19 protein-coding genes and 1 pseudogene are annotated in these 19,798 nt (G+C 72.4%); 18 read left to right on the top strand and 2 right to left on the bottom strand.

All coding sequences use genetic code 11. From position 1 onward, the window contains the following. The first annotated feature begins 1 nt into the window (after position 1). The gene (locus tag IW256_RS21885) at positions 2–634 is read left to right on the top strand and encodes an HIT family protein (RefSeq protein ID WP_197012753.1); all 633 of its coding nucleotides are present in this window, start codon (positions 2–4) and stop codon (positions 632–634) included. Positions 635–861: 227 nt separating this feature from the next. Further along, positions 862–1,272, top strand: coding sequence for a thiol-disulfide oxidoreductase DCC family protein (locus IW256_RS21880; RefSeq protein WP_197012752.1), 411 nt, complete (start codon positions 862–864; stop codon positions 1,270–1,272). On the opposite strand, the gene IW256_RS21875 is transcribed toward IW256_RS21880, so the two are convergent. Both IW256_RS21875 and IW256_RS21870 read right to left on the bottom strand, forming a co-directional pair. Then, the gene (locus IW256_RS21875; protein ID WP_197012751.1) at positions 1,194–2,171 is read right to left on the bottom strand and encodes a polysaccharide deacetylase family protein; all 978 of its coding nucleotides are present in this window, start codon (positions 2,169–2,171) and stop codon (positions 1,194–1,196) included. The two genes, IW256_RS21880 and IW256_RS21875, sit on opposite strands and share 79 nt — an antisense overlap. Before the next feature lie 123 nt (positions 2,172–2,294). Next, the gene (locus IW256_RS21870; RefSeq protein WP_197012750.1) at positions 2,295–4,460 is read right to left on the bottom strand and encodes an elongation factor G-like protein EF-G2; all 2,166 of its coding nucleotides are present in this window, start codon (positions 4,458–4,460) and stop codon (positions 2,295–2,297) included. Positions 4,461–4,807: 347 nt separating this feature from the next. Between IW256_RS21870 and pgsA the strand changes: the two are divergent. From pgsA to IW256_RS21790, 16 genes and pseudogenes are all read left to right on the top strand, one after another. After that, positions 4,808–5,431 (top strand): annotated as a pseudogene (gene pgsA, locus IW256_RS21865) (phosphatidylinositol phosphate synthase); the annotation flags it as partial. 287 nt (positions 5,432–5,718) lie between these two features. After that, positions 5,719–6,597 (top strand): phosphatidylinositol mannoside acyltransferase, encoded by an 879-nt coding sequence (locus IW256_RS21860; RefSeq protein ID WP_197016469.1) that lies wholly within the window; start codon positions 5,719–5,721, stop codon positions 6,595–6,597. Then, the gene (locus IW256_RS21855) at positions 6,594–7,763 is read left to right on the top strand and encodes a glycosyltransferase family 4 protein (RefSeq protein WP_197012749.1); all 1,170 of its coding nucleotides are present in this window, start codon (positions 6,594–6,596) and stop codon (positions 7,761–7,763) included. Before IW256_RS21860 ends, IW256_RS21855 begins: the two co-directional genes overlap by 4 nt. Positions 7,764–7,777: 14 nt before the next feature. Beyond that, positions 7,778–8,323, top strand: coding sequence for a LemA family protein (locus IW256_RS21850; protein ID WP_197012748.1), 546 nt, complete (start codon positions 7,778–7,780; stop codon positions 8,321–8,323). Between the two features lie 191 nt (positions 8,324–8,514). Next, positions 8,515–9,507, top strand: coding sequence for a DUF3048 domain-containing protein (locus tag IW256_RS21845; protein ID WP_197012747.1), 993 nt, complete (start codon positions 8,515–8,517; stop codon positions 9,505–9,507). 100 nt (positions 9,508–9,607) lie between these two features. Then, positions 9,608–10,546, top strand: a complete 939-nt coding sequence (gene pdxS / locus IW256_RS21840; RefSeq protein WP_307828995.1) for a pyridoxal 5'-phosphate synthase lyase subunit PdxS — start codon at positions 9,608–9,610, stop codon at positions 10,544–10,546. 213 nt (positions 10,547–10,759) lie between these two features. After that, positions 10,760–11,380 carry a DUF6928 family protein gene (locus IW256_RS21835; RefSeq protein ID WP_197012745.1) on the top strand — a complete coding sequence of 207 codons (621 nt, stop codon included), beginning with the start codon at positions 10,760–10,762 and terminating at the stop codon, positions 11,378–11,380. Between the two features lie 94 nt (positions 11,381–11,474). After that, entirely contained in the window at positions 11,475–12,092 is a 618-nt protein-coding gene (pdxT, locus tag IW256_RS21830; protein WP_307828994.1) for a pyridoxal 5'-phosphate synthase glutaminase subunit PdxT, read from the top strand. 4 nt (positions 12,093–12,096) lie between these two features. Next, complete coding sequence (locus tag IW256_RS21825) at positions 12,097–12,849, top strand: YebC/PmpR family DNA-binding transcriptional regulator (RefSeq protein ID WP_197012744.1); 753 nt, start codon at positions 12,097–12,099, stop codon at positions 12,847–12,849. 137 nt (positions 12,850–12,986) lie between these two features. Continuing rightward, positions 12,987–13,526, top strand: a complete 540-nt coding sequence (gene ruvC, locus IW256_RS21820; protein WP_197012743.1) for a crossover junction endodeoxyribonuclease RuvC — start codon at positions 12,987–12,989, stop codon at positions 13,524–13,526. Next, a complete protein-coding gene (gene ruvA, locus IW256_RS21815; protein WP_197012742.1) occupies positions 13,523–14,122 on the top strand; it encodes a Holliday junction branch migration protein RuvA in 600 nt (199 codons plus the stop codon). Before ruvC ends, ruvA begins: the two co-directional genes overlap by 4 nt. 178 nt (positions 14,123–14,300) lie before the next feature. Further along, positions 14,301–15,356, top strand: coding sequence for a Holliday junction branch migration DNA helicase RuvB (gene ruvB, locus IW256_RS21810; protein WP_197016467.1), 1,056 nt, complete (start codon positions 14,301–14,303; stop codon positions 15,354–15,356). A gap of 198 nt (positions 15,357–15,554) precedes the next feature. Next, the gene (gene yajC, locus IW256_RS21805; protein WP_197012741.1) at positions 15,555–16,040 is read left to right on the top strand and encodes a preprotein translocase subunit YajC; all 486 of its coding nucleotides are present in this window, start codon (positions 15,555–15,557) and stop codon (positions 16,038–16,040) included. 42 nt (positions 16,041–16,082) lie between these two features. Continuing rightward, a complete protein-coding gene (secD, locus tag IW256_RS21800) occupies positions 16,083–17,903 on the top strand; it encodes a protein translocase subunit SecD (RefSeq protein ID WP_307828993.1) in 1,821 nt (606 codons plus the stop codon). Continuing rightward, positions 17,903–19,093 (top strand): protein translocase subunit SecF, encoded by a 1,191-nt coding sequence (gene secF / locus IW256_RS21795; RefSeq protein ID WP_197012740.1) that lies wholly within the window; start codon positions 17,903–17,905, stop codon positions 19,091–19,093. The genes secD and secF overlap by 1 nt, the downstream gene beginning before the upstream one ends. Positions 19,094–19,225: 132 nt before the next feature. Further along, positions 19,226–19,750: an adenine phosphoribosyltransferase gene (locus IW256_RS21790; protein WP_197012739.1), complete on the top strand. Its 525-nt coding sequence runs from the start codon at positions 19,226–19,228 to the stop codon at positions 19,748–19,750. Positions 19,751–19,798: the final 48 nt, after the last annotated feature.

Here is a 19,798-nt window from a genome sequence, read left to right as displayed (position 1 = left end):
GATGCCGGAGGCGCGTGACGACGCGTCCGAGCCGCATGCGCGGAAAGCCCGGGACCCCCGCGACGGGGAGCCGCGTGAGGAGGGGCCTCACTACGAGGAGGAGAAGGGCGGGGCGGGCGTCCCCGACAGCTTCCAGCGGCTGTGGACTCCGCACCGCATGGCCTACATCAAGGGCGAGAACAAGCCCAGCGGCACGGGCGCGGGCGACGGCTGCCCCTTCTGCGAGCTCCCCCGCATGACCGACGAGGAGGGCCTCATCGTGGCCCGCGGGCAGTGGGTCTACGCGGTGCTCAACCTCTACCCGTACAACTCCGGGCACCTCATGGTCGTGCCGTACCGCCACGTCGCCGACTACACCGAGCTGGACGCGGCCGAGTACGAGGAGCTGGCGAAGCTGACGCGCCACTCGCTCACCGCGCTGCGCAAGGCCAGCGGCGCGCAGGGGTTCAACGTCGGCATGAACCTCGGCCAGGTGGCCGGCGCGGGCATCGCCGCGCACCTGCACCAGCACGTGGTGCCGCGCTGGGGCGGCGACACCAACTTCATGCCGGTCGTGGGCCGGACCAGGGTGCTCCCGCAGCTGCTGCGCGACACCCGCCAGATCCTCGCGGACGCCTGGCCCGCCGACGACTAGGCTGCGTCTCAGAGTCCCGGCCCACGGCGCTCGCCTGGCGGCTCGCGCCTCACCGGGACTTGGCGAGCGCGACATCGCTTCGCGATCTGCCCGGCGAGGCTCGCCTCCGGCATCGCCCCACCGGGCAGGTAGCGCGCTCGCGCGGTGGCTGAGGCCACTTCGAGACACGCCCTAGCTCACGAGCGGGGACCCGGCAGGCGGGGGAGGGACGACCGGAGGTGAGAACGGTGGCGGCACGCGAACGCCCGGTCCTGGTGTACGACGGCGACTGCGGCTTCTGCACCGCCTCGGTGCGCTTCGCCGAGCGCCGGATCCCCACGGCGGCCGAGCCGGTGCCCTACCAGCTCGCCGATCTGGCGGCGCTCGGCACGACCGCCGAGCGGGCCGCCCGCGAGGTCGTCTGGGTGGGCCGGGACGGGCGCGTCCGGGGAGGGGCGCAGGCGATCGCGGCCCTGCTGATCGAGGCCGGGGGAGCGTGGCGCCCGCTCGGCCTGCTCGCGCGGGTCCCGCCGTTCCGCTGGATCGCGCACGGGCTCTACCGCCTGGCCGCCGCCAACCGTCAGCGCCTGCCGGGCGGCACGCCCGCGTGCGCGCTGCCGGCCGGGCGCCGGCCGGGCGGCGGCGCGGCGGCCCGCTGAGCGGCCGGCTCCTCCTCGCCCCCGGGGCCCTTCCCGGCGGCCTCGGCCAGCTCGGAGACCGTGACGAACTCGAAGCCCCGGGCCCGGAGCCGCCGGATGATCGGCACCAGGTTGCGCAGCGCCACCAGGCGGTCCCGCCGGCCGGTGTCGTGGGCCAGCACGATCGTCCCCGGCGCCGTGCCCTCGACGATGTAGTCGACCAGCTTGGGTGGATCGTCCTGGTAGGTCTTCTCCAGCATCTTGATCGACCACAGCGTGATGTCGTAGCCCAGCTCCCCGGCGGCGCTGAGCGTGCTCCCGCCCAGCCGGCCGAACGGGGGACGCAGGTGCCGGGGCTCCTTGCCCGTGATCCGGGCGATGGCGGCGTGCGCCCGGCGGATCTGCTCGCGCGCCTTGCGGTGCGGCAGGCGCGACAGGTCGCGGTGGGACCAGGTGTGGTTGCCCGCCTCGTGCCGGTCCATCCGGCCGTGCACCAGCCGGGCGTGCTCCACCAGCCGCGAGCCGACCATGAAGAAGGTGGCCGGGACCCGTTCGGCGTCCAGGACGTCGTGGACCATCGGGGTCCAGTCCGGCATCGGGCCGTCGTCGAAGGTCAGCGCCACCAGCCTGCGGGTGGTGTCGACCGACCAGGTGACGTCCACGTGGCCGTGCGCGGGGCGCCAGGGACCGGCGACGGGCACCGCCATCGCCGCGGGCGACCGGGCGGGCCCGGCCGCGGCCAGGAGCGAGCGCTCCCCGCCCGCGGTCAGGGCCGCCCCGCCCGCGGCGCCCGCGGCCAGCCCGCCGGCGGCCAGGCCGAGGCCCTTGACGACCCCGCGACGGCCCGGCGCGTTCCCCGGCGGGCCGCCGTCCTCGTCGCGTACTTCCCCCGTGATCTCCATCGCTCCCGAGAGTCTCACGCGGGGGACGAAACGCCCATCGGCCGGGCGGTCGAATCCGCCTCCCCCCGAGGGATGACACGGTGGCGGCAGGAGTATGACGTCCGGGGTCCGCCGTGACCGCGGCGGGGGCCCGGGGGGCGGTCAGTCGGCCCTGGACTCGGCGGCCACCTTCTCGGACAGGTGGGAGGGCAGCGGCTCGTACCGCAGGAACTCGCGGCTGAACGTGCCGGTGCCCTGCGAGAGGGAGCGCAGGTCGATCGCGTACCGGACGATCTCCAGCTGCGGGACCTCCGCCTTGATCAGGGTGCGCCCGCCCGGGATCGACTCCGAGCCGTTCACCCGGCCGCGGCGCGAGGTGAGGTCGGACATCACCGGGCCGACGTAGTCGTCGCCGACCAGGACCGAGATCTCGTCGACCGGCTCCAGCAGCGGTACCGGCGCCTTGGACGCGGCGTCCTTGAGGGCCAGCGCGCCGGCGGCCTGGAAGGCCATGTCCGAGGAGTCCACCGAGTGCGCCTTGCCGTCGTGGAGCGTGACCTTGATGTCCACCAGCGGGTAACCGGCCGCCACGCCGCGGGCCATCTGCTGCCGAACGCCCTTCTCGACCGAGGGGATGAACTGGCGGGGCACCACCCCTCCGACGATCTTGTCGACGAACTCGAAGCCCGCGCCGGAGGGCAGCGGCTCCACCTCGATGTGGCAGATCCCGTACTGCCCGTGCCCGCCGCTCTGCTTGACGTGCCGCCCGAGCCCCCGGGCGGTGCCGCCGAACGTCTCGCGCAGCGGGACCCGCAGGTCGGCCCGCTCCACCTCGACCCCGTACCGGGTGCGCAGCCGCTCGATCAGCACGTCGGCGTGGGCCTCGCCCATGCACCACAGCACCAGCTGCCGGGTCTCGGAGTTGTTCTCCAGCCGCAGCGTGGGGTCCTCGGCGACCAGCCGGCCCAGTGCCTGGCTCAGCTTGTCCTCGTCGGCCTTCGACCTGGCCTGGATGGCCACCGGCAGCAGCGGGTCGGGCATCGTCCAGGGCGCCATGAGCAGCGGCGTGGCGGGGTCGGAGAGGGTGTCGCCCGTCTCCGCCCGGCTCAGCTTGGCGACCGCGCAGACGTCCCCGGCGCGGCAGACCGAGATGACGCGCTGCGCCTTGCCCAGCGGGGAGCTGAGCGCGCCGACGCGCTCGTCCACGTCGTGGTCCTCGTGGCCGCGGTCCTCCAGGCCGTGCCCGGACACGTGCACGGTGCTGTCGGGACGCAGCGTTCCGGAGAACACCCGGACCAGGGAGATCCGGCCGACGTAGGGGTCGGAGGTGGTCTTCACGACCTCCGCGACCAGCGGGCCCTCGGGATCGCATGTGACGTCCTTCGGCGGGCCGCCCGAGACGGCCGTCACGGGCGGGATGCCGTGCTCGAGGGGGCAGGGGAACGCCTGGGTGATGACCTCCAGCAGTTCCAGGACCCCGATGACCGGGCCCGGGTGGTCGCCGTGCGGCACGGACGTGGCCAGGACCGGGTAGAAGCTGCCCCGCGCGACCGCCGTCTCCAGGTCCTCGATGAGCGACTTGACGGGGATCTCCTCACCGGCCAGGTACCGGTCCATGAGGGTCTCGTCCTCGCTCTCCTGGATGATCCCCTCGATCAGCGCGCCGCGCTGCTCGGCGATCCGGTCCAGGAACGCCGGATCGGGGTCGCACTCGACGCGTTCCCCGGAGGAGTAGTCCAGGCAGCGCTGGGTCAGCAGCCCGATGAGCCCCGTGAGCCCGTCGCCCGAGCCCACCGGGAAGTAGCAGGGCAGGACGCCCTCCCCGAAGACGTCCTGGCAGGTCAGCACCACGTCGTCGAAGTCGCCGCGCTGCTGGTCGATCTTGGTGATCACGACCGCGCGGGGCATGCCGACCGCCGCGCACTCCTCCCACAGCAGCCGGGTCAGGCCGTCGATGCCGTCCACGGCCGAGATGACGAACAGCGCGGCGTCGGCGGCGCGCAGCCCGGCCCGCAGGTCGCCCACGAAGTCGGCGTACCCGGGGGTGTCGATGAGGTTGACCTTGATGCCGCCGTACGTCAGGGGGGCCAGGGCGAGGTTGACCGAGCGCTGCTGGCGCACCTCCACCTCGTCGAAGTCGCTGACCGTGCTGCCGTCCTCCACCCGGCCCCGCCGCTGGACGGTGCCGGTCGCGGCCAGCAGCGCCTCGACCAGCGTGGTCTTTCCCGCCCCCGAATGGCCGACCAGCGCGACGTTGCGCACCTTGTCGGGCCGGCCGGCCTCCGGTGCCCTGCCGGGGCCTCCCGGATGTCCTCCCTTGTCAGCCATGACTACCTCCTCGGACGGGCCCGCGCGGGGCCGTATGCGGCTGAGGGCCCGGCCCCTCGCGGGGCCCGGTCCTGTCGTCCGAGTGCGGCGCCAGGCCACCTTCCGACGTGCGTGACCGACGTCACACCCGTGGCACCAGCCTTTCCCGTGACGGCGAGGATCACAAGGGGGGAACGGCAAACCTCGGTCACCACTTGCGGCGGGGACCGGCTCCGGCGCGCCGCCTTGACCCCTACGCGGTGGGCACTCCCACTACGATGGGCGCGCGCTGCGCGGCCCGCGGGGACGGCCCGGCGCGTGGCCCCGGAGCCGGGGCCCACGACCTCGACACCACAGGATCGGACGGCATGCTCAACAAACTGCGGCCCGCGCTGGGGCGAGTACTGACCCCCATCGGCCGGGCCGTCGCGCGGACCGGGGTCTCGCCCAACGCCATCACGGTGATCGGCACGGCGGGGGTGCTGGCGGGGGCGCTGGGCTTCTTCCCGCGCGGTGAGTTCTTCTGGGGGACGATGGTCATCACCGCGTTCGTGCTGTTCGACATGCTGGACGGGGCGGTGGCCCGGGTCACCGGGAAGATCAGCAAGTGGGGCGCCTTCCTGGACTCCACCATGGACCGGGTCGCCGACGCCGCGATCTTCTCCGGGCTGATGATCGGGCTCTACCGGGGTGGGCAGGAGGGCCTGGCCGGAGTCGCGCTGTACTGCCTGGTGGCCGGGGTCGTGGTGTCGTACGCCAAGGCCCGTGCCGAGGGGCTCGGCTACACCTGCAACGTCGGCATCGCCGAGCGCGCCGAGCGGCTCATCGTCGTCCTGGTGGCGGCCGGCCTGGACGGTCTGGGCGTGCCGTTCGTCCTGGCGCTGGCGCTGTGGGCGCTGGCCGCGCTGAGCACGTTCACGGTCGGGCAGCGGTTCGCCGCCGTGCGCGCGCAGGCCCTGGCCGACACCGCGTCCGGCACCGACCCCCGGCCCGGCACCGACCCGGCCACCGGCACCGGCACCGGGCCGGGCACCGGCCCCGCGTCCGCCGCGCGGACCGAGCCGGGGGCCGGCTCCGGGCCGGCGCGGCCCGAACGGGAGGACGAGCCCAAGGGCGCGTGGCGGGCCGGGCGGGGCATCCGGCGCGGCGGCCGGCGGGGCGGCGGCCGGGGCGGCGCGCGCAACGGCGGCCGCAAGCCGCGCGCCGAGCGGCGCGCGGAGCGGCCCGCGTGACCCCGGGCCCCCGGCGGCCCGCGCTCGCCACGGCGCGCGACGAGGTGATGGACACCGCCTACGCGCTGGGCTGGAAGATCGTCCGCAAGATGCCCGAGCGCGCCGCCCGGGCCGTCTTCACCGGCCTGGCCGACCGCACCTGGCACCGCTACGGCGCGGGCGTCCGCCAGCTCGAACGGAACCTGTGCCGCGTCCTGGGCAAGGACGCCGTCGACGACGAGGTGCGGGTCCTGAGCAAGAAGGTGCTGCGCTCTTACTTCCGCTACTGGCTGGAGGTCTTCCGGCTGCCGGAGTACGACCGCGAGCGCATCGTCGGCCGCATGCGGGTGACCGGCCACGAGAAGATCTTCACCACCCTCGAATCGGGCCGCGGCGTCATCCTCGCCCTGCCGCACATGGGCAACTACGAGCAGGCCGGCGCGTGGCTGGTGCACCAGGGGTACCCGTTCACGACGGTCGCCGAGCGCCTGAGACCCGAGTCCCTCTTCGACCGTTTCGTTGAGTTTCGTGAGAGCCTGGGGATGGAGGTGCTGGCGCACAAGGGCGCCTCGGCGTTCGGCACCCTCGCCCGGCGGCTGCGTGAGGGGCGGCCGGTGTGCCTGGTGGTCGACCGGGACCTCACCGAGAGCGGGATCGACGTGGAGTTCTTCGGCCGCACCGCGCGGATGCCGGCGGTGACCGCGGCGCTGGCCGTCCAGACGGGGGCCGCGCTGATCCCGGTCACGCTCTGGTACGAGGGCGAGTACTGGGGCGCGCGCGTCCACGAGGAGATCCCGGTCCCCGAGCAGGGCGCCAGACAGGAGAAGATCCAGGCCATGACGCAGCAGCTGGCGCGCGCCTTCGAGGAGGGGATCAGCGCCCACCCGGAGGACTGGCACATGCTCCAGAAGGTCTGGGTGGAGGACCTGCCGGAGGCGCGGCGGTGAGGATCGGCATCGTCTGCCCCTATGACTGGGACGTCCCGGGGGGCGTCCAGCAGCACATCCGCGACCTGGCCGAGGCCCTGATCGAGCTCGGCCACCAGGTGTCGGTGATCACCCCTGCCGACGACGAGGCCGAGCTGCCCCCGTACGCGGTCGCCGCGGGCCGCGCCGTCCCGGTGCCCTACAACGGCTCGGTGGGCCGGGTGGCGTTCGGGTTCCTGTCGGCGGGGCGGGTGCGGCGCTGGATCAACGAGGGCGGCTTCGACGTCCTGCACGTCCACGAGCCGGCCGCGCCCTCGCTGGGCATCCTCGCCTGCTGGGCGGCCGACGGCCCGATCGTGGGCACCTTCCACGCCTCGTACGAGAAGTCCCGGGTGGTGTCGGTGACCGCGCCCATCCTGCAGAGCGCGCTGGAGAAGATCACCGGCCGGATCGCGGTGTCGGAGGCGGCCCGCAAGACCCTGGTGGAGCATCTGGGCGGCGACGCGGTGCTGATCCCCAACGGGGTGGCCACCGAGCGGTACGCGATGGCCGAGCCGCTGCCGGGATGGCCGGGGCGCGGCGACGGCTCCGGTGCCGCGCAGGCGGGATCCGGCGGCGCGCTGGGCTTCCTGGGCCGGATGGACGAGCCCCGCAAGGGCCTCCAGGTGCTGGTGCGGGCGTTCGAGATCCTCGGCCGCGAGCGTCCGGGGCTGCGGCTGCTGCTGGCCGGGCCGGGCGACGCCGACGACGCGGTCGCCAAGGTCTCGCCGGAACTGCGCGACCGCGTGGTGGTGCTGGGCATGGTCAGCGAGGAGGACAAGGTCCGCGCCTACCACTCGGTCGACGTGTTCGTGGCCCCCAACCTGGGCGGGGAGAGCTTCGGGATCGTGCTGGCCGAGGCGATGTCGGCGGGCGCGCCGATCCTGGCCAGCGACATCGAGGCGTTCGACCGGGTGCTGCTGGGCGGGCGCGCCGGCGCGCTGTTCCCGGTCGGGGACCACGAGGCGCTGGCCGCCGCGGCGGGCGAGCTGCTGGACGACCCGGCCCGGCGCAAGCAGCTGTCGGCGGAGGCCCGCGCCGCCGTCCGCGCCTACGACTGGTCGGCGGTCGCCAGGGACGTGCTGCGGGTGTACGAGACGGTGGCCCTGGACGGCGCCGGAGTCGTCGAGTCCGGCCTCGGGGCCTGAGAGGCGTTCATCACATGTTCCCCGACTGGATCATCGATGTCCTGTTCTGGATCGCGGTCGTCTTCCTGGTGGGCGTGTACGTCTCCTGGCGCGCGACCCGGCTGGACCGGCTGCACGTCCGGGTGGAGACCGCCCGTGCGGCGCTGGACGCGGCGCTGGTGCGCAGGGCGGCGGTCGCGCTGGAGCTGGCGGCCTCCCGGCAGCTGGATCCGGCGACCAGCCTGGTGCTGGCCACCGCCGCGCACGAGGCGCGCACCGCGGACTCCGACGCCCGGGAGTTCGCCGAGAGCGACCTGTCCCGGGCGCTGCGCGCCGTGGTGGACCAGCCCGACTTCACCGACACGCTCAAGGCCAAGGGCGACGGGCAGCCGGTGCTGGACGAGATGGCCACCGCCTCGGCCAAGGTCGTCTACGCCCGGCGGTTCTACAACGACGCCGTCTCCCAGGCCAGGATCGCCCGGCGCAAGATGCTGATCCGGGTGCTGCCACTGGCCGGCCGGGCGCCGCTGCCGGGGTTCTTCGAGATCGACGACGATCCTCCCGTCGCCCTGCGCGGCTGACCGCACCGGACATGCACCTCGTCTGGTGCGGGGTGAGACCGTGTGCCCCGTCGGATCGAACCCGATAAGTCGGATCGAACCCGATAAGGGGAGGGATGCGTTATTCGCTACCCTCGGGCGGGTCGCCGACGAGAGGCTGAATCGTGCGAACGGTGTGGAATCGAGCGTCGCGGGGCAGGATCCCCGCCGGCATGGGGATTCTCGTCCTCGGCGGGACCCTGACCGCGTGCTCGGGCTCCGGCGGGACCGAGCAGGCCGCGCCCCCGAACGCGCCCGGCGGCGGCACCGCCTCCGCGACCCCGTCCGCCGCACCCGCCACGCACCCGTTCACCGGGGGCCGGACCGGGCTGCGCAACCCGGTCCTCGCCGTCAAGATCGAGAACACCCGGATGGCGCTGCCGCAGAGCGGGGTCCGCTCGGCCGACATCGTCTACGTCGAGCAGGTCGAGGGCGGCGAGACCCGGCTGATGGCCGTCTACTCGTCCCGGCTGCCCTCCCGGGTCGGGCCGGTGCGCAGCGCCCGCATCTCCGACCTGCACATCCTGCCGCAGTTCGGCCGGCCGGCGTTCGCCTTCTCGGGCGTGCAGAGCAAGATGAAGAAGCACATCCGCAAGGCCCCGGTGTACGACATCTCGCAGGACAACGGCGGCCGGGCCTACTTCAGGGCCGGGCCCAAGCCCATCCCGTACAACCTCTACGCCGATCCCAGGACGCTGCTGAAGCAGGCGCCCAAGGCCGAGGGGCCGCGCGACATCGGCTTCCGGTTCGGGCCCGCCCCCGAGGGCGGTGAGCCGCTGCGGACGTTCACCGCGAAGTGGCCGTCGACGCAGATGTCGTTCACCTGGTCGGCCAAGCAGAAGCGCTGGCTGTCGGCCCACAACGGGCGCACCAACACCGCCGCCGAGGGCGGGGTGCTCGGCGGGCGGACGATCGTCGTCCAGTACGCCAGAACGACCCGGTCGGCCTTCCACGACTTCCTGGGCAACTACACGCCGCTGATCAAGACCACGGGCACCGGCCGCGCGCTGGTGCTGCGCGACGGCAAGAGCTACGACGCCCGGTGGTCGCGTCCCTCCGAGGCGGAGGGGACCACCTTCACCACGGCCGCCGGCGAGCCGATGACGTTCGCCCCCGGGCAGGTCTGGGTGCTGCTCGTCAACGACGGGAAGCCTCGCATTCCGTAAGGAACCGGGCAGGTATCCTGACACATTGCCGGATCCATGAGCCTGCCGAGCAGGCAATATCATGGAAACCACATCATCATCCGTTACGTGAGGAATGCCCGTGTCTCCGAATCCGTCCGCGGCCGCCCCGGCCGACGCCCCCGAGACGACCGCCGCGCCCGCCACCGGGACCGCCCGGGTCAAGCGCGGCATGGCGGAGATGCTCAAGGGCGGCGTGATCATGGACGTGGTCACGCCCGAGCAGGCGAAGATCGCCGAAGACGCCGGCGCGGTGGCCGTGATGGCCCTGGAGCGGGTGCCCGCCGATATCCGCGTCGAGGGCGGCATCTCCCGGATGAGCGACCCCGACATGATCGAGGGCATCATCCAGGCCGTCTCCATCCCGGTCATGGCCAAGGCCCGGATCGGGCACTTCGTCGAGGCCCGGGTGCTGCAGGCGCTCGGCGTCGACTACGTGGACGAGTCGGAGGTGCTCACCCCCGCCGACTACGAGAACCACATCGACAAGTGGGCCTTCACCGTCCCCTTCGTGTGCGGTGCCACCAACCTCGGCGAGGCGCTGCGCCGCATCACCGAGGGCGCGGCGATGATCCGTTCCAAGGGCGAGGCGGGCACCGGCGACGTCTCCAACGCCACCACCCACATGCGCAAGATCAGGGGCGAGATCAAGCGGCTCGGGTCGCTGCCCGAGGACGAGCTCTACGTCGCCGCCAAGGAGCTGCAGGCCCCCTACGACCTGGTCAAGGAGGTCGCGCAGGCGGGCAAGCTGCCGGTGGTGCTGTTCACCGCGGGCGGCATCGCCACCCCCGCCGACGCCGCCATGATGATGCAGCTGGGCGCCGAGGGCGTGTTCGTCGGCTCGGGCATCTTCAAGTCCGGCGACCCGGCCAAGCGCGCCGAGGCCATCGTCAAGGCCACCACCTTCCACGACGACCCCGACGTGATCGCCAAGGTCTCCCGCGGCCTGGGCGACGCCATGGTCGGCATCAACGTCGCCTCGCTGGGCGAGGACCAGAAGTTCGCCGGCCGCGGCTGGTGACGTCCGGGAACCCCCGGTTCCCACGGGGGGTCCCGCCGGCCGGGGCGGCGCGTCCGAGCGCGGTTCCGCCCGGCCGGCGGGACGCTCCCGATCCGGTGACCGATGGCCGGTAGCGGCGGGCCCTCCCCATCCCGCGCCGCAGGGTTTACGCTGGCCGCGCGGCCGGTAGGGGAGCGGGCCCCGGGCGGCACCCGGCCGCGAAAGGGGACGATCATGGGGTGGTCGGTCGCACTCGCCTGCGCGAGCGCCGGTGAACCCGCCGAGGTGTTCCGGCCCGGGCTGGTCCCCGACCCCGACCCCGAGGCCGCTGCGTCCCTCGCCCGCGGGCTCTACCCCGCGGCTACCCTCGGCCAGACCGGCGACACCGTCCTCGACTTCGCCCTCTGGCCGTACGAGGACGAGCTGTTCGTCGGCGTCTTCGACCGCGCCCTGCTGGTGTGCGACCGGCGGCTGTTCTGCCTCGACGACGACGCCCGCCGGATCGCCGACACCATCGCCGCGGCCCTGCCCGGCGCGCGCTGCGGCGTCCTCGTCCTGCACAGCGTGATCTCCGGCTGCTGGTTCCGCTGGTACGACGCCGGGGAGCTGCGCCGGGACGTCTTCGTCACCGCCGAGGACGGCGTGGTGGTCGACCAGGGCGAGCGGCTCGCCGCCGAGGGACCGTTCTGGAAGCCCGTCGACGACGGCGCGCCGGACGTGCCGCTGCCGTTCGACCCCGAGCGGTTCGGCCTGGCGCTGGCCGAGGCGCACATGTTCGGCCGCGGCATCGCCGAGCGCGGCGGCGACGGCTTCCTGCCGCTGGAACTGCCGCTGCGCCGCTTCAAGATCTGCTGAGGCCGGGCCGGGAAGAGCCGCACGGTACCGGGGCGTTGTACCAGCGTCTAGGGTGTTCCAAGATCCCTGTGCAGAATTCCCGGAAGGTTCACACGTGACCGTTGTGCCCACCATCGGTGTCCTCGCGCTGCAGGGTGACGTGCGCGAGCACGCGCGGGCCCTCGAGGGCGCCGGAGCGCGGACCCTCCCGGTGCGCCGCCCCGAAGAGCTGGAACGCGTGGACGGCCTGGTCGTCCCGGGCGGCGAGTCCACCACCATGTGGCGGCTGGCGCGCTCGTTCGAGCTGCTGGAGCCCGTGCGCAAGCGCATCGAGGCGGGCCTGCCGGTCTACGGCTCCTGCGCCGGCATGATCATGCTGGCCGACCGGATCCGCGACGGCGCGCGGGGCCAGGAGACCTTCGGCGGCATCGACATGACGGTGCGCCGCAACGCCTTCGGCCGCCAGGTCGACTCGTTCGAGTCGGACGTACGGCTCACCGGCGTCGGCGAGGACCCCTTCCACGCGGTCTTCATCCGCGCCCCCTGGGTGGAGTCGGTCGGCGACGGCGTCGATGTGCTCGGCCGCGCCGAGAGCGGCCCGAACATCGGTAGGATCGTCGCCGTCCGCCAAGGGCGCCTCATGGCGACCGCGTTCCACCCTGAACTGACGGGCGACCACCGCGTGCACCACTACTTCGCCGATCTGGTGCGCCGGGCGATGGAGGAGGAGTAAGAGGATGTCCGGCCATTCCAAATGGGCGACGACCAAGCACAAGAAGGCGGCCCTCGACGCCAAGCGGGGCAAGCTCTTCGCCAAGCTGATCAAGAACATCGAGGTCGCGGCCCGTACCGGCGGCGGCGACCCCGACGCCAACCCGACGCTCTACGACGCCATCTTCAAGGCGAAGAAGAACTCCGTCCCCAACGACAACATCGAGCGCGCGCGCAAGCGCGGCGCCGGTGAGGAGGCGGGCGGGGCCGACTGGCAGAACATCACGTACGAGGGCTACGCCCCCGGCGGGGTCGCGCTGCTGGTCGAGTGCCTGACCGACAACCGCAACCGCGCGGCCTCCGAGGTCCGCGTCGCGCTCACCCGCAACGGCGGCTCGCTGGCCGACCCCGGCTCGGTGGCCTACCTGTTCAACCGCAAGGGCGTCATCATCGTCCCCAAGGACGGCACCAGCGAGGACGACGTGATGCTGGCCGTCCTGGACGCCGGCGCCGAGGAGGTCAACGACCTCGGCGAGAACTTCGAGATCGTCTGCGAGGCCGGCGACCTCATCCCCGTCCGCACCGCCCTGCAGGAGGCCGGCATCGACTACGAGTCGGCCGACTCCAGCTGGCTGCCCAGCGTCTCCGTACCGCTGGACGAGGACAACGCCCGGAAGGTCTTCCGCCTCATCGAGGCCCTGGAGGACTCCGACGACGTCCAGGACGTCTACGCCAACTTCGACGTCTCCGACGAGGTCATGGAGCAGATCGGCGCCTGACCGCCCAGCGACGCCGCCGTGCCCCGGCACGGCGGCGTCCGCCGTTCCCGGGCGGACACGGCCGTCCGGATGCGCGACGATTGTCCGGCGGGTTCGGTAGCGTGACGCCTGCCGAACAGATGATCGAAGGAGCGGGCGTGCGAGTGATGGGCGTGGACCCTGGCCTCACCAGATGCGGGGTCGGCGTCGTCGACGGCGCCCCCGGCACCCCGCTGCGGCTGGTGCACGTGACCGTCGTGCGCACCGGCGCCGACGAGCCGATCGCCACCCGGCTCCTGGGCATCGAGACCGGCATCGAGGCGCTGATGGACGAGCTGCGCCCCGACGCGGTCGCGGTCGAGCGGGTGTTCTCGCAGCAGAACGTGCGCACCGTGATGGGCACCGCGCAGGCGGCCGGAGTGGCCATGCTGGCCGCCGCCCGGCGCGGGCTGCCGGTGGCGATGCACACGCCCAGTGAGGCCAAGGCCGCCGTGACCGGCAACGGCCGCGCCGACAAGGCGCAGGTGACGGCGATGGTGACGCGGCTGCTGCGGCTGGACGGCGCGCCCAAGCCCGCCGACGCCGCCGACGCGCTGGCGCTGGCCATCTGCCATGTGTGGCGCGGCGGTGCCCAGGCCCGGCTCGAGGCCGCGCGGCTGGGCACCCGTACCAGGACCAGAGGGGGAGCAGGGCAGTGATCGCCTTCGTCAGCGGCCGGGTGGCCGCCGCCGGACCGGACGGCGCCGTCATCGACGTGCACGGCGTCGGCATGACGGTCCAGTGCACCCCGGCGACGCTCGCCGGGCTGAGGGTCGGCGAGGAGGCGCGGGTGGCGACCTCGCTGGTCGTCCGCGAGGACTCCCTGACCCTCTTCGGGTTCGCCGACGACGACGAGCGGGCGGTGTTCGAGCTGCTCCAGACGGCCAGCGGCGTCGGCCCCCGCCTGGCCCTGGCGATGCTGGCGGTCCACACCCCCAACGCCCTGCGCCGCGCCGTGGCCGCCGAGGACCTCGCCGCCCTCACCAAGGTCCCGGGCATCGGCAAGAAGGGCGCCCAGCGGATCGTGCTGGAGCTGAAGGACCGTCTCGGCGGCCCGGTGGGCGACGCCGAGGACGTGCGCGCCCCCGCCGCCGCCGAGCCCTGGCGCGAGCAGGTCCACAACGGCCTGATCAACCTCGGCTGGTCCGCCAGGGACGCCGACGCCGCCGTCGACGCGGTCGCCGCCGACCTCGACGGCGACACGCCGCCCGTGGCGGTCCTGCTCAAGTCCGCCCTCAAGAAGCTGAGCAAGTAGCGCGTGAACGCACAGAGCAGGGCGACCCGCCGAGCGGAGGCGAGGCCATGAGCGCTGCGAACGGCCGCGCGACGGCTGGACTGAGGAGCGGAGGGAGCTTGCGACCGGAGCGACGAGGGAAGCCGTCGCGTGTGGCGGCCGTGAGCCGCCGAGCGGAGGCGAGGCCATGAGCGCTGACATGAACGCCGACAGGATCGTGTCGGCGGACGCCGACGGGCCGGAGGAGCAGGTCATCGAGGCCGCGCTGCGGCCCAAGAAGCTCGACGACTTCATCGGGCAGGAACGGGTGCGCGAGCAGCTGTCGCTGGTGCTGCACAGCGCGCTGCGGCGCGGCCGTACGCCCGATCACGTGCTGCTGTCGGGCGGCCCGGGGCTGGGCAAGACCACCCTCGCCATGATCATCGCGGCGGAGCTGGGGCAGCCGCTGCGGATCTCCTCGGGCCCGGCGATCGAACGGGCCGGTGACCTGGCGGCGGTGCTGTCCACGCTGTCCGAGGGAGAGGTGCTCTTCCTGGACGAGATCCACCGGATGGCGCGGCCCGCCGAAGAGATGCTCTACATGGCGATGGAGGACTTCCGGGTCGACGTGGTGGTCGGGAAGGGACCGGGCGCCACCGCGATCCCGCTGGACATCGCCCCGTTCACGCTCGTGGGCGCCACGACCAGGGCGGGGATGCTCCCCGGGCCGCTGCGCGACCGGTTCGGGTTCGTGGCGCACATGGACTTCTACGAGCCCGCGGAGCTGGAGGTGATCGTCAAGCGGTCCGCGCGGCTGCTGGAGGTCGAGATCACCGACGAGGGGGCGGCCGAGGTCGCCGGGCGGTCGCGCGGCACTCCGCGGATCGCCAACCGGCTGCTGCGCCGGGTGCGCGACTACGCGGAGGTACGTGCGGACGGCGCGGTCGACCGCGAGCTGGCGCGGGCCGCGCTGCGCCTGTACGAGGTGGACGAGCGCGGCCTGGACCGGCTCGACCGGGCCGTGCTGGGGTCGCTGTTGCGCAAGTTCGGCGGGGGGCCGGTCGGGCTGTCCACGCTGGCGGTGTCGGTGGGGGAGGAGCCGGAGACGGTCGAGGTCGTGGCCGAGCCTTTCCTGGTCAGGCAGGGAATGCTGGCCCGCACGCCGCGGGGGCGGATCGCCACGCCCGCCGCGTGGGCGCACCTGGGGCTCACTCCACCACCCACGGCCCCGATGGCCGGTACGCTGTTCTCACTGGACGATGACGTCGACCAGTGAGAGTAGTGATCACGAAGTGACATGGTCCCAGTAACGGGTTGGGAACTTCACGGTGTTCCCGATCGTCACGTCGTTGCCGGTGTCTGGCGTACTCTCTAGACTCCGGGACTTGGTCACCCGTTCCCGGCCGACCGCTCCATCGGATGCCGCCATATCGGCGACAGGCTGGGCAAACCACATCGGAAGGATGCCCCAGTGATGGGCAGCGACATGATTATTGCGGCTGAGCAGGGCGGCAGCGGAGCGTTCAACCTCCTGCTGCTCCTGGCCGTGCCCCTCGTCTTCTACTTCCTGCTGATCCGGCCGCAGAGCAAGCGCCGCAAGGAGCAGCTCCAGATGCAGAGCGCTCTGGAGCCCGGGGCACGGGTGCTGACGACCAGCGGTATGTACGCCGAGGTGGTGTCGGTCGACGACGACGGCATCGAGCTGGAGATCTCCCCCGGAGTCCGGGCCCGGTTCGTCAAGCAGGCGGTGATGCAGGTCGTCAAGGACGACGACGTCGCCGACGAGGTCGAGGACGACGACCCCGCCGACGACGCCGACCTCACCGAGGTCGCCGAGACGAAGACCGACCTGAAGAAGGGCGGCGACGCCGAGACGGCGGACGCCGGGTCCGGCGATGAGGACGGTCCCGCCGCGCAGGGAGCCGGCGCGGGCAAGGGGCTGAAGAAGTCCTCCGACTGACGCGGCATCGGCGACGATTCAAGACGGGAAGTTAGACGACCAGTGGCTCCGCCTCGCAGCAACGTTCCCAATCCAGGGCGCACGCTCCTCGCGCTGTTCGTGGTCATGGCGGCCCTCACGGGCGTGATGTTCATGCAGGGCCACCCGACCCCCAAGCTGGGGCTCGACCTGGCCGGCGGGACCACCGTCACGCTGACCGCCAAGACGGCGAACGGCCGTACGCCGCCTTCCACCCAGATGGACCAGGCCGTCAAGATCATGACCCAGCGGGTCAACGGTCTGGGCGTGTCGGACGCCGAGGTGGCCAAGCAGGGCTCCAGCAACATCGTGGTCAACGTGCCGGGAGCAGGGCAGGACCGGGTGGTCCAGCTCATCGGCACCACCGCGAAGCTGCAGTTCCGCCAGGTGTACGCCGTCGCCGACGGCAAGCCGTCGGGGGCCGCCTCGCCGAGCCCGTCGCCGACGCCCACGGCCAAGAACGAGAAGCCGGGCGGGGCGAGCCCGTCGCCGTCGTCGAGCCCGTCCCCCACCGGGTCGGAGACCCCGCGGAGCCGGGCACTGTCGGAGGCCCTCGCGGCGCCGACGCCCACGCCCACCGGGTCGGGGAGCGCCCCGGCCTCCCCCTCGCCGGCGCCGACCGGGCTGCCCCCGGGTCTGGGCACGATGCCGCCGGGAGCGGCCGGGCAGGACTACTCCGGCATCGACGACAAGGCCGTCATCAAGCAGTTCGAGCAGCTCAACTGCTACGTGCCGGACAAGCGGGTGCAGGGGTCCAACGACCCCAACCGCAAGTGGGTCGTCGCCTGTGACCAGAAGGAGGAGCGGGGCCAGGTCGCCAAGTACATCCTGGGCCCGACCCGGGTGCTGGGCGAGCAGGTCTCCGACGCCTCCGCGATGCCGCCGGACCCCCAGCAGGGGCAGAGCAGCTGGTGGGTCAGCCTGAAGTTCAAGTCGCAGGGCGGCAGGGAGTTCGGCGCGGCCACCACCGACGCCTACCGGGCGTACCAGCAGGACTCCGGCTCTCCGCGCTCGCAGATCGCGATCGTGCTGGACGGCCAGGTCGTCTCCGCGCCGAGCATCAGCCGGGGCGCGATCACCGGCGGCACCGCCCAGATCGACGGGCCGCCCGAGAGCTTCACCCAGACCTACGCCACCGACCTGGCCAACGTGCTGAAGTACGGCGCGCTGCCGCTGGAGTTCACCCAGAGCTCCATCGACGAGGTCTCCTCCACGCTGGGCTCCGACCAGCTCCGCGGCGGCATGATCGCCGGTGCGATCGGGCTGGTGCTGGTGCTGCTGTACTGCCTGCTCTACTACCGGGGCCTGGGGCTGGTGGCGGTCTCCAGCCTGGTCGTGGCCGCCGGGATCACATACGTGTCGGTGGTCATCCTCGGCGAGAACATGGGCTTCCGGCTCTCGCTGCCGCACATCATCGGCCTCATCGTCTCCATCGGCATCACGGCCGACTCCTTCATCGTCTATTTCGAGCGATTGCGTGACGAGCTGCGCGCGGGCCGGACGCTGAGACCGTCGGTCGAGACGGCCTGGAAGAGGGCGCGGCGCACCATCCTGGTCGCCGACGCGGTGACCTTCCTGGCCGCCCTGGTGCTGTACTTCCTGGCCGTGGGCGGGGTCCGGGGCTTCGCGTTCGCGATGGGCCTGACCACGCTGATCGACGTGATCGTGGTGTTCTTCTTCACCAAGCCGCTGGTGGGCCTGCTGTCGCGGACCAGGTTCTTCGGCCGCGGCCACCCGCTGTCGGGGCTGGACGCCACCCGGCTGCGCGGGACCGCGAACCGTACGGCCAAGGGCGCCGCGTCCTCCGCGTCCGCCACCATCCGCCCGAAGAGCCAGGAGGTCTGATGCTGGGGACGCGTGCGATCGTCTCCCGGATCTACCGGGGAGAGATCAGCGCCGACATCGTCGGCCGGCCCAAGCTGTGGTACTCCATCTCGGGCGTGCTGCTGGTGCTGTCCATCGCCGGGCTGCTCTTCCAGGGCCTCAACTTCGGGGTGGAGTTCAAGGGCGGCTCGGTCTTCACCTTCAGCGCGCCGAGCGCCTCGATCGAGCAGGTGCGCGGCGCGGTCACCTCCGGCGGCGCGCACCAGGCCATCGTCCAGAAGGCCGGCGGCGACTGGCGGGTCACCACCGAGAGCCTCAGCTCGGCCAAGGTGACCGAGGTCAAGCAGAGCGTGGCCGGTGAGCTGAAGGTCCCGGCCGAGAAGGTCAGCACCCAGGTGGTGGGAGCCTCGTGGGGCGGTGAGGTCTCGGCCAAGGCCTGGCAGGCGCTGCTGGTCTTCATGGTGCTGATCATCGCCTACCTGTCGGTGGCCTTCGAGTGGCGGATGGCGCTGGCGGCCGTGGTGGCACTGATCCACGACCTGGTGATCACAGCGGGCGTGTACGCCTGGTCCGGCTTCGAGGTCACCCCGGCCACACTGCTGGGCTTCCTGACCATCCTCGGTTATTCGCTGTACGACGCCGTCGTGGTGTTCGACATGATCAAAGAGGTCACCAAACCGCTCGGCCCGACCTCCAAGATCACCTACAGCGAGGCCGCCAACCAGGCGCTCAGCAGCACCCTGGTGCGTTCGCTGAACACCTCGCTGGTGGCGATCCTCCCGGTGGCGGCGATCCTGTTCATCGGCACCACGCTGTTCGGCGCGGGCACGCTGAAGGACCTGTCGCTGGCGCTGTTCGTCGGCATGATCGTCGGCACCTACTCCTCGATCTGCGTGGCCACGCCGCTGCTGGTGCAGCTCAAGGAGCGCGAACCGCGTTACCGGGAACTCCGCGCCAACATCGCCCGCCGGGAGAGCAGCGCCAAGCGGCAGGCCAAGATCGCCAAGACCCAGGTCGCGGTCGCCCCCGAGCGCGACGGCGGCACGGACGACCCGGCGGAGCCGGAGGACGGCCGTCCGGGCGGCGGAGAGGCGTCCGGCGACCGGACGGAGGAGGGGATCCCCGCCTCCGTGACCGTGCGCAAGGTCGTCCAGCAAGGTCCTCGGCAGCAGCCCAAGCGCGGCACCCGCCAGCAGCGCCGGGGCAAGTAGGCCGCGGGGGCGTTCGCCCCAGGGCCGGGCCCCTCGACAAGTCAACGACGAAGAGCCGAGCGGACACACCGGCCGTGCCCATCGCCCTCAGCGGCGGGGGCACGGCCGACGCATGATCAGGAGAGCGCACAGGTGGACCTCGACAAACTGATCCAGGACCGGATCCGCGACGTGGCCGACTATCCCAAGCCCGGGATCGTCTTCAAGGACATCACCCCCCTGCTGGCCGACCATGTGGCGTTCGCGGGCGTGGTGGACGCCATCGTCAACCATCACGGCCGCGGCACCGTCGACAAGATCGTCGGTATCGAGGCGCGCGGGTTCATCATCGCCGCGCCGGTCGCCTACCACTTCGGTGCCGGTTTCGTTCCGGTACGGAAAAAGGGAAAGCTGCCCTCCCGGGCGCACGAGGAGACCTATGATCTCGAATACGGGACCGAGACGATCGAGATGCACGTGGACGCGCTCGGCCCCGGAGAGCGTGTGCTGATCGTCGACGATGTGCTGGCCACCGGAGGCACCGCCCGCGCGGCGGTGGAACTCGTCCGCCGGGCCGGCGCCGAGGTCGCGGGCATCTCGGTCCTGATGGAGCTGTCGTTCCTGAACGGACGCGACAGGCTCGGGAATCTGGACGTTCATTCGTTGGTTACGGTCTAGCACGAAATGGGCGGCGGATACACTGGCGCCATCGGGTCCGGCGGGGAA

The organism is Actinomadura viridis, assembly GCF_015751755.1.
GTDB classification, from domain to species: domain Bacteria; phylum Actinomycetota; class Actinomycetes; order Streptosporangiales; family Streptosporangiaceae; genus Spirillospora; species Spirillospora viridis.
Note: the sequence above shows the minus strand (reverse complement) of the source record. Positions and strands in the feature narration are given on the sequence as shown.

Bases quoted from the DNA above. Each gene is read 5' to 3' on its own strand.
- ruvB (WP_197016467.1), top strand. From the start codon at position 14,301: ATGAACGCCGACAGGATCGTGTCGGCGGACGCCGACGGGCCGGAGGAG.
- yajC (WP_197012741.1), top strand. From the start codon at position 15,555: ATGGGCAGCGACATGATTATTGCGGCTGAGCAGGGCGGCAGCGGAGCG.
- IW256_RS21825 (WP_197012744.1), top strand. From the start codon at position 12,097: ATGTCCGGCCATTCCAAATGGGCGACGACCAAGCACAAGAAGGCGGCC.
- IW256_RS21845 (WP_197012747.1), top strand. From the start codon at position 8,515: ATGGGGATTCTCGTCCTCGGCGGGACCCTGACCGCGTGCTCGGGCTCC.
- IW256_RS21860 (WP_197016469.1), top strand. From the start codon at position 5,719: ATGGACACCGCCTACGCGCTGGGCTGGAAGATCGTCCGCAAGATGCCC.
- secF (WP_197012740.1), top strand. From the start codon at position 17,903: ATGCTGGGGACGCGTGCGATCGTCTCCCGGATCTACCGGGGAGAGATC.
- IW256_RS21835 (WP_197012745.1), top strand. From the start codon at position 10,760: ATGGGGTGGTCGGTCGCACTCGCCTGCGCGAGCGCCGGTGAACCCGCC.
- IW256_RS21870 (WP_197012750.1), bottom strand. From the start codon at position 4,460: ATGGCTGACAAGGGAGGACATCCGGGAGGCCCCGGCAGGGCACCGGAG.
- IW256_RS21885 (WP_197012753.1), top strand. From the start codon at position 2: ATGCCGGAGGCGCGTGACGACGCGTCCGAGCCGCATGCGCGGAAAGCC.
- IW256_RS21850 (WP_197012748.1), top strand. From the start codon at position 7,778: ATGTTCCCCGACTGGATCATCGATGTCCTGTTCTGGATCGCGGTCGTC.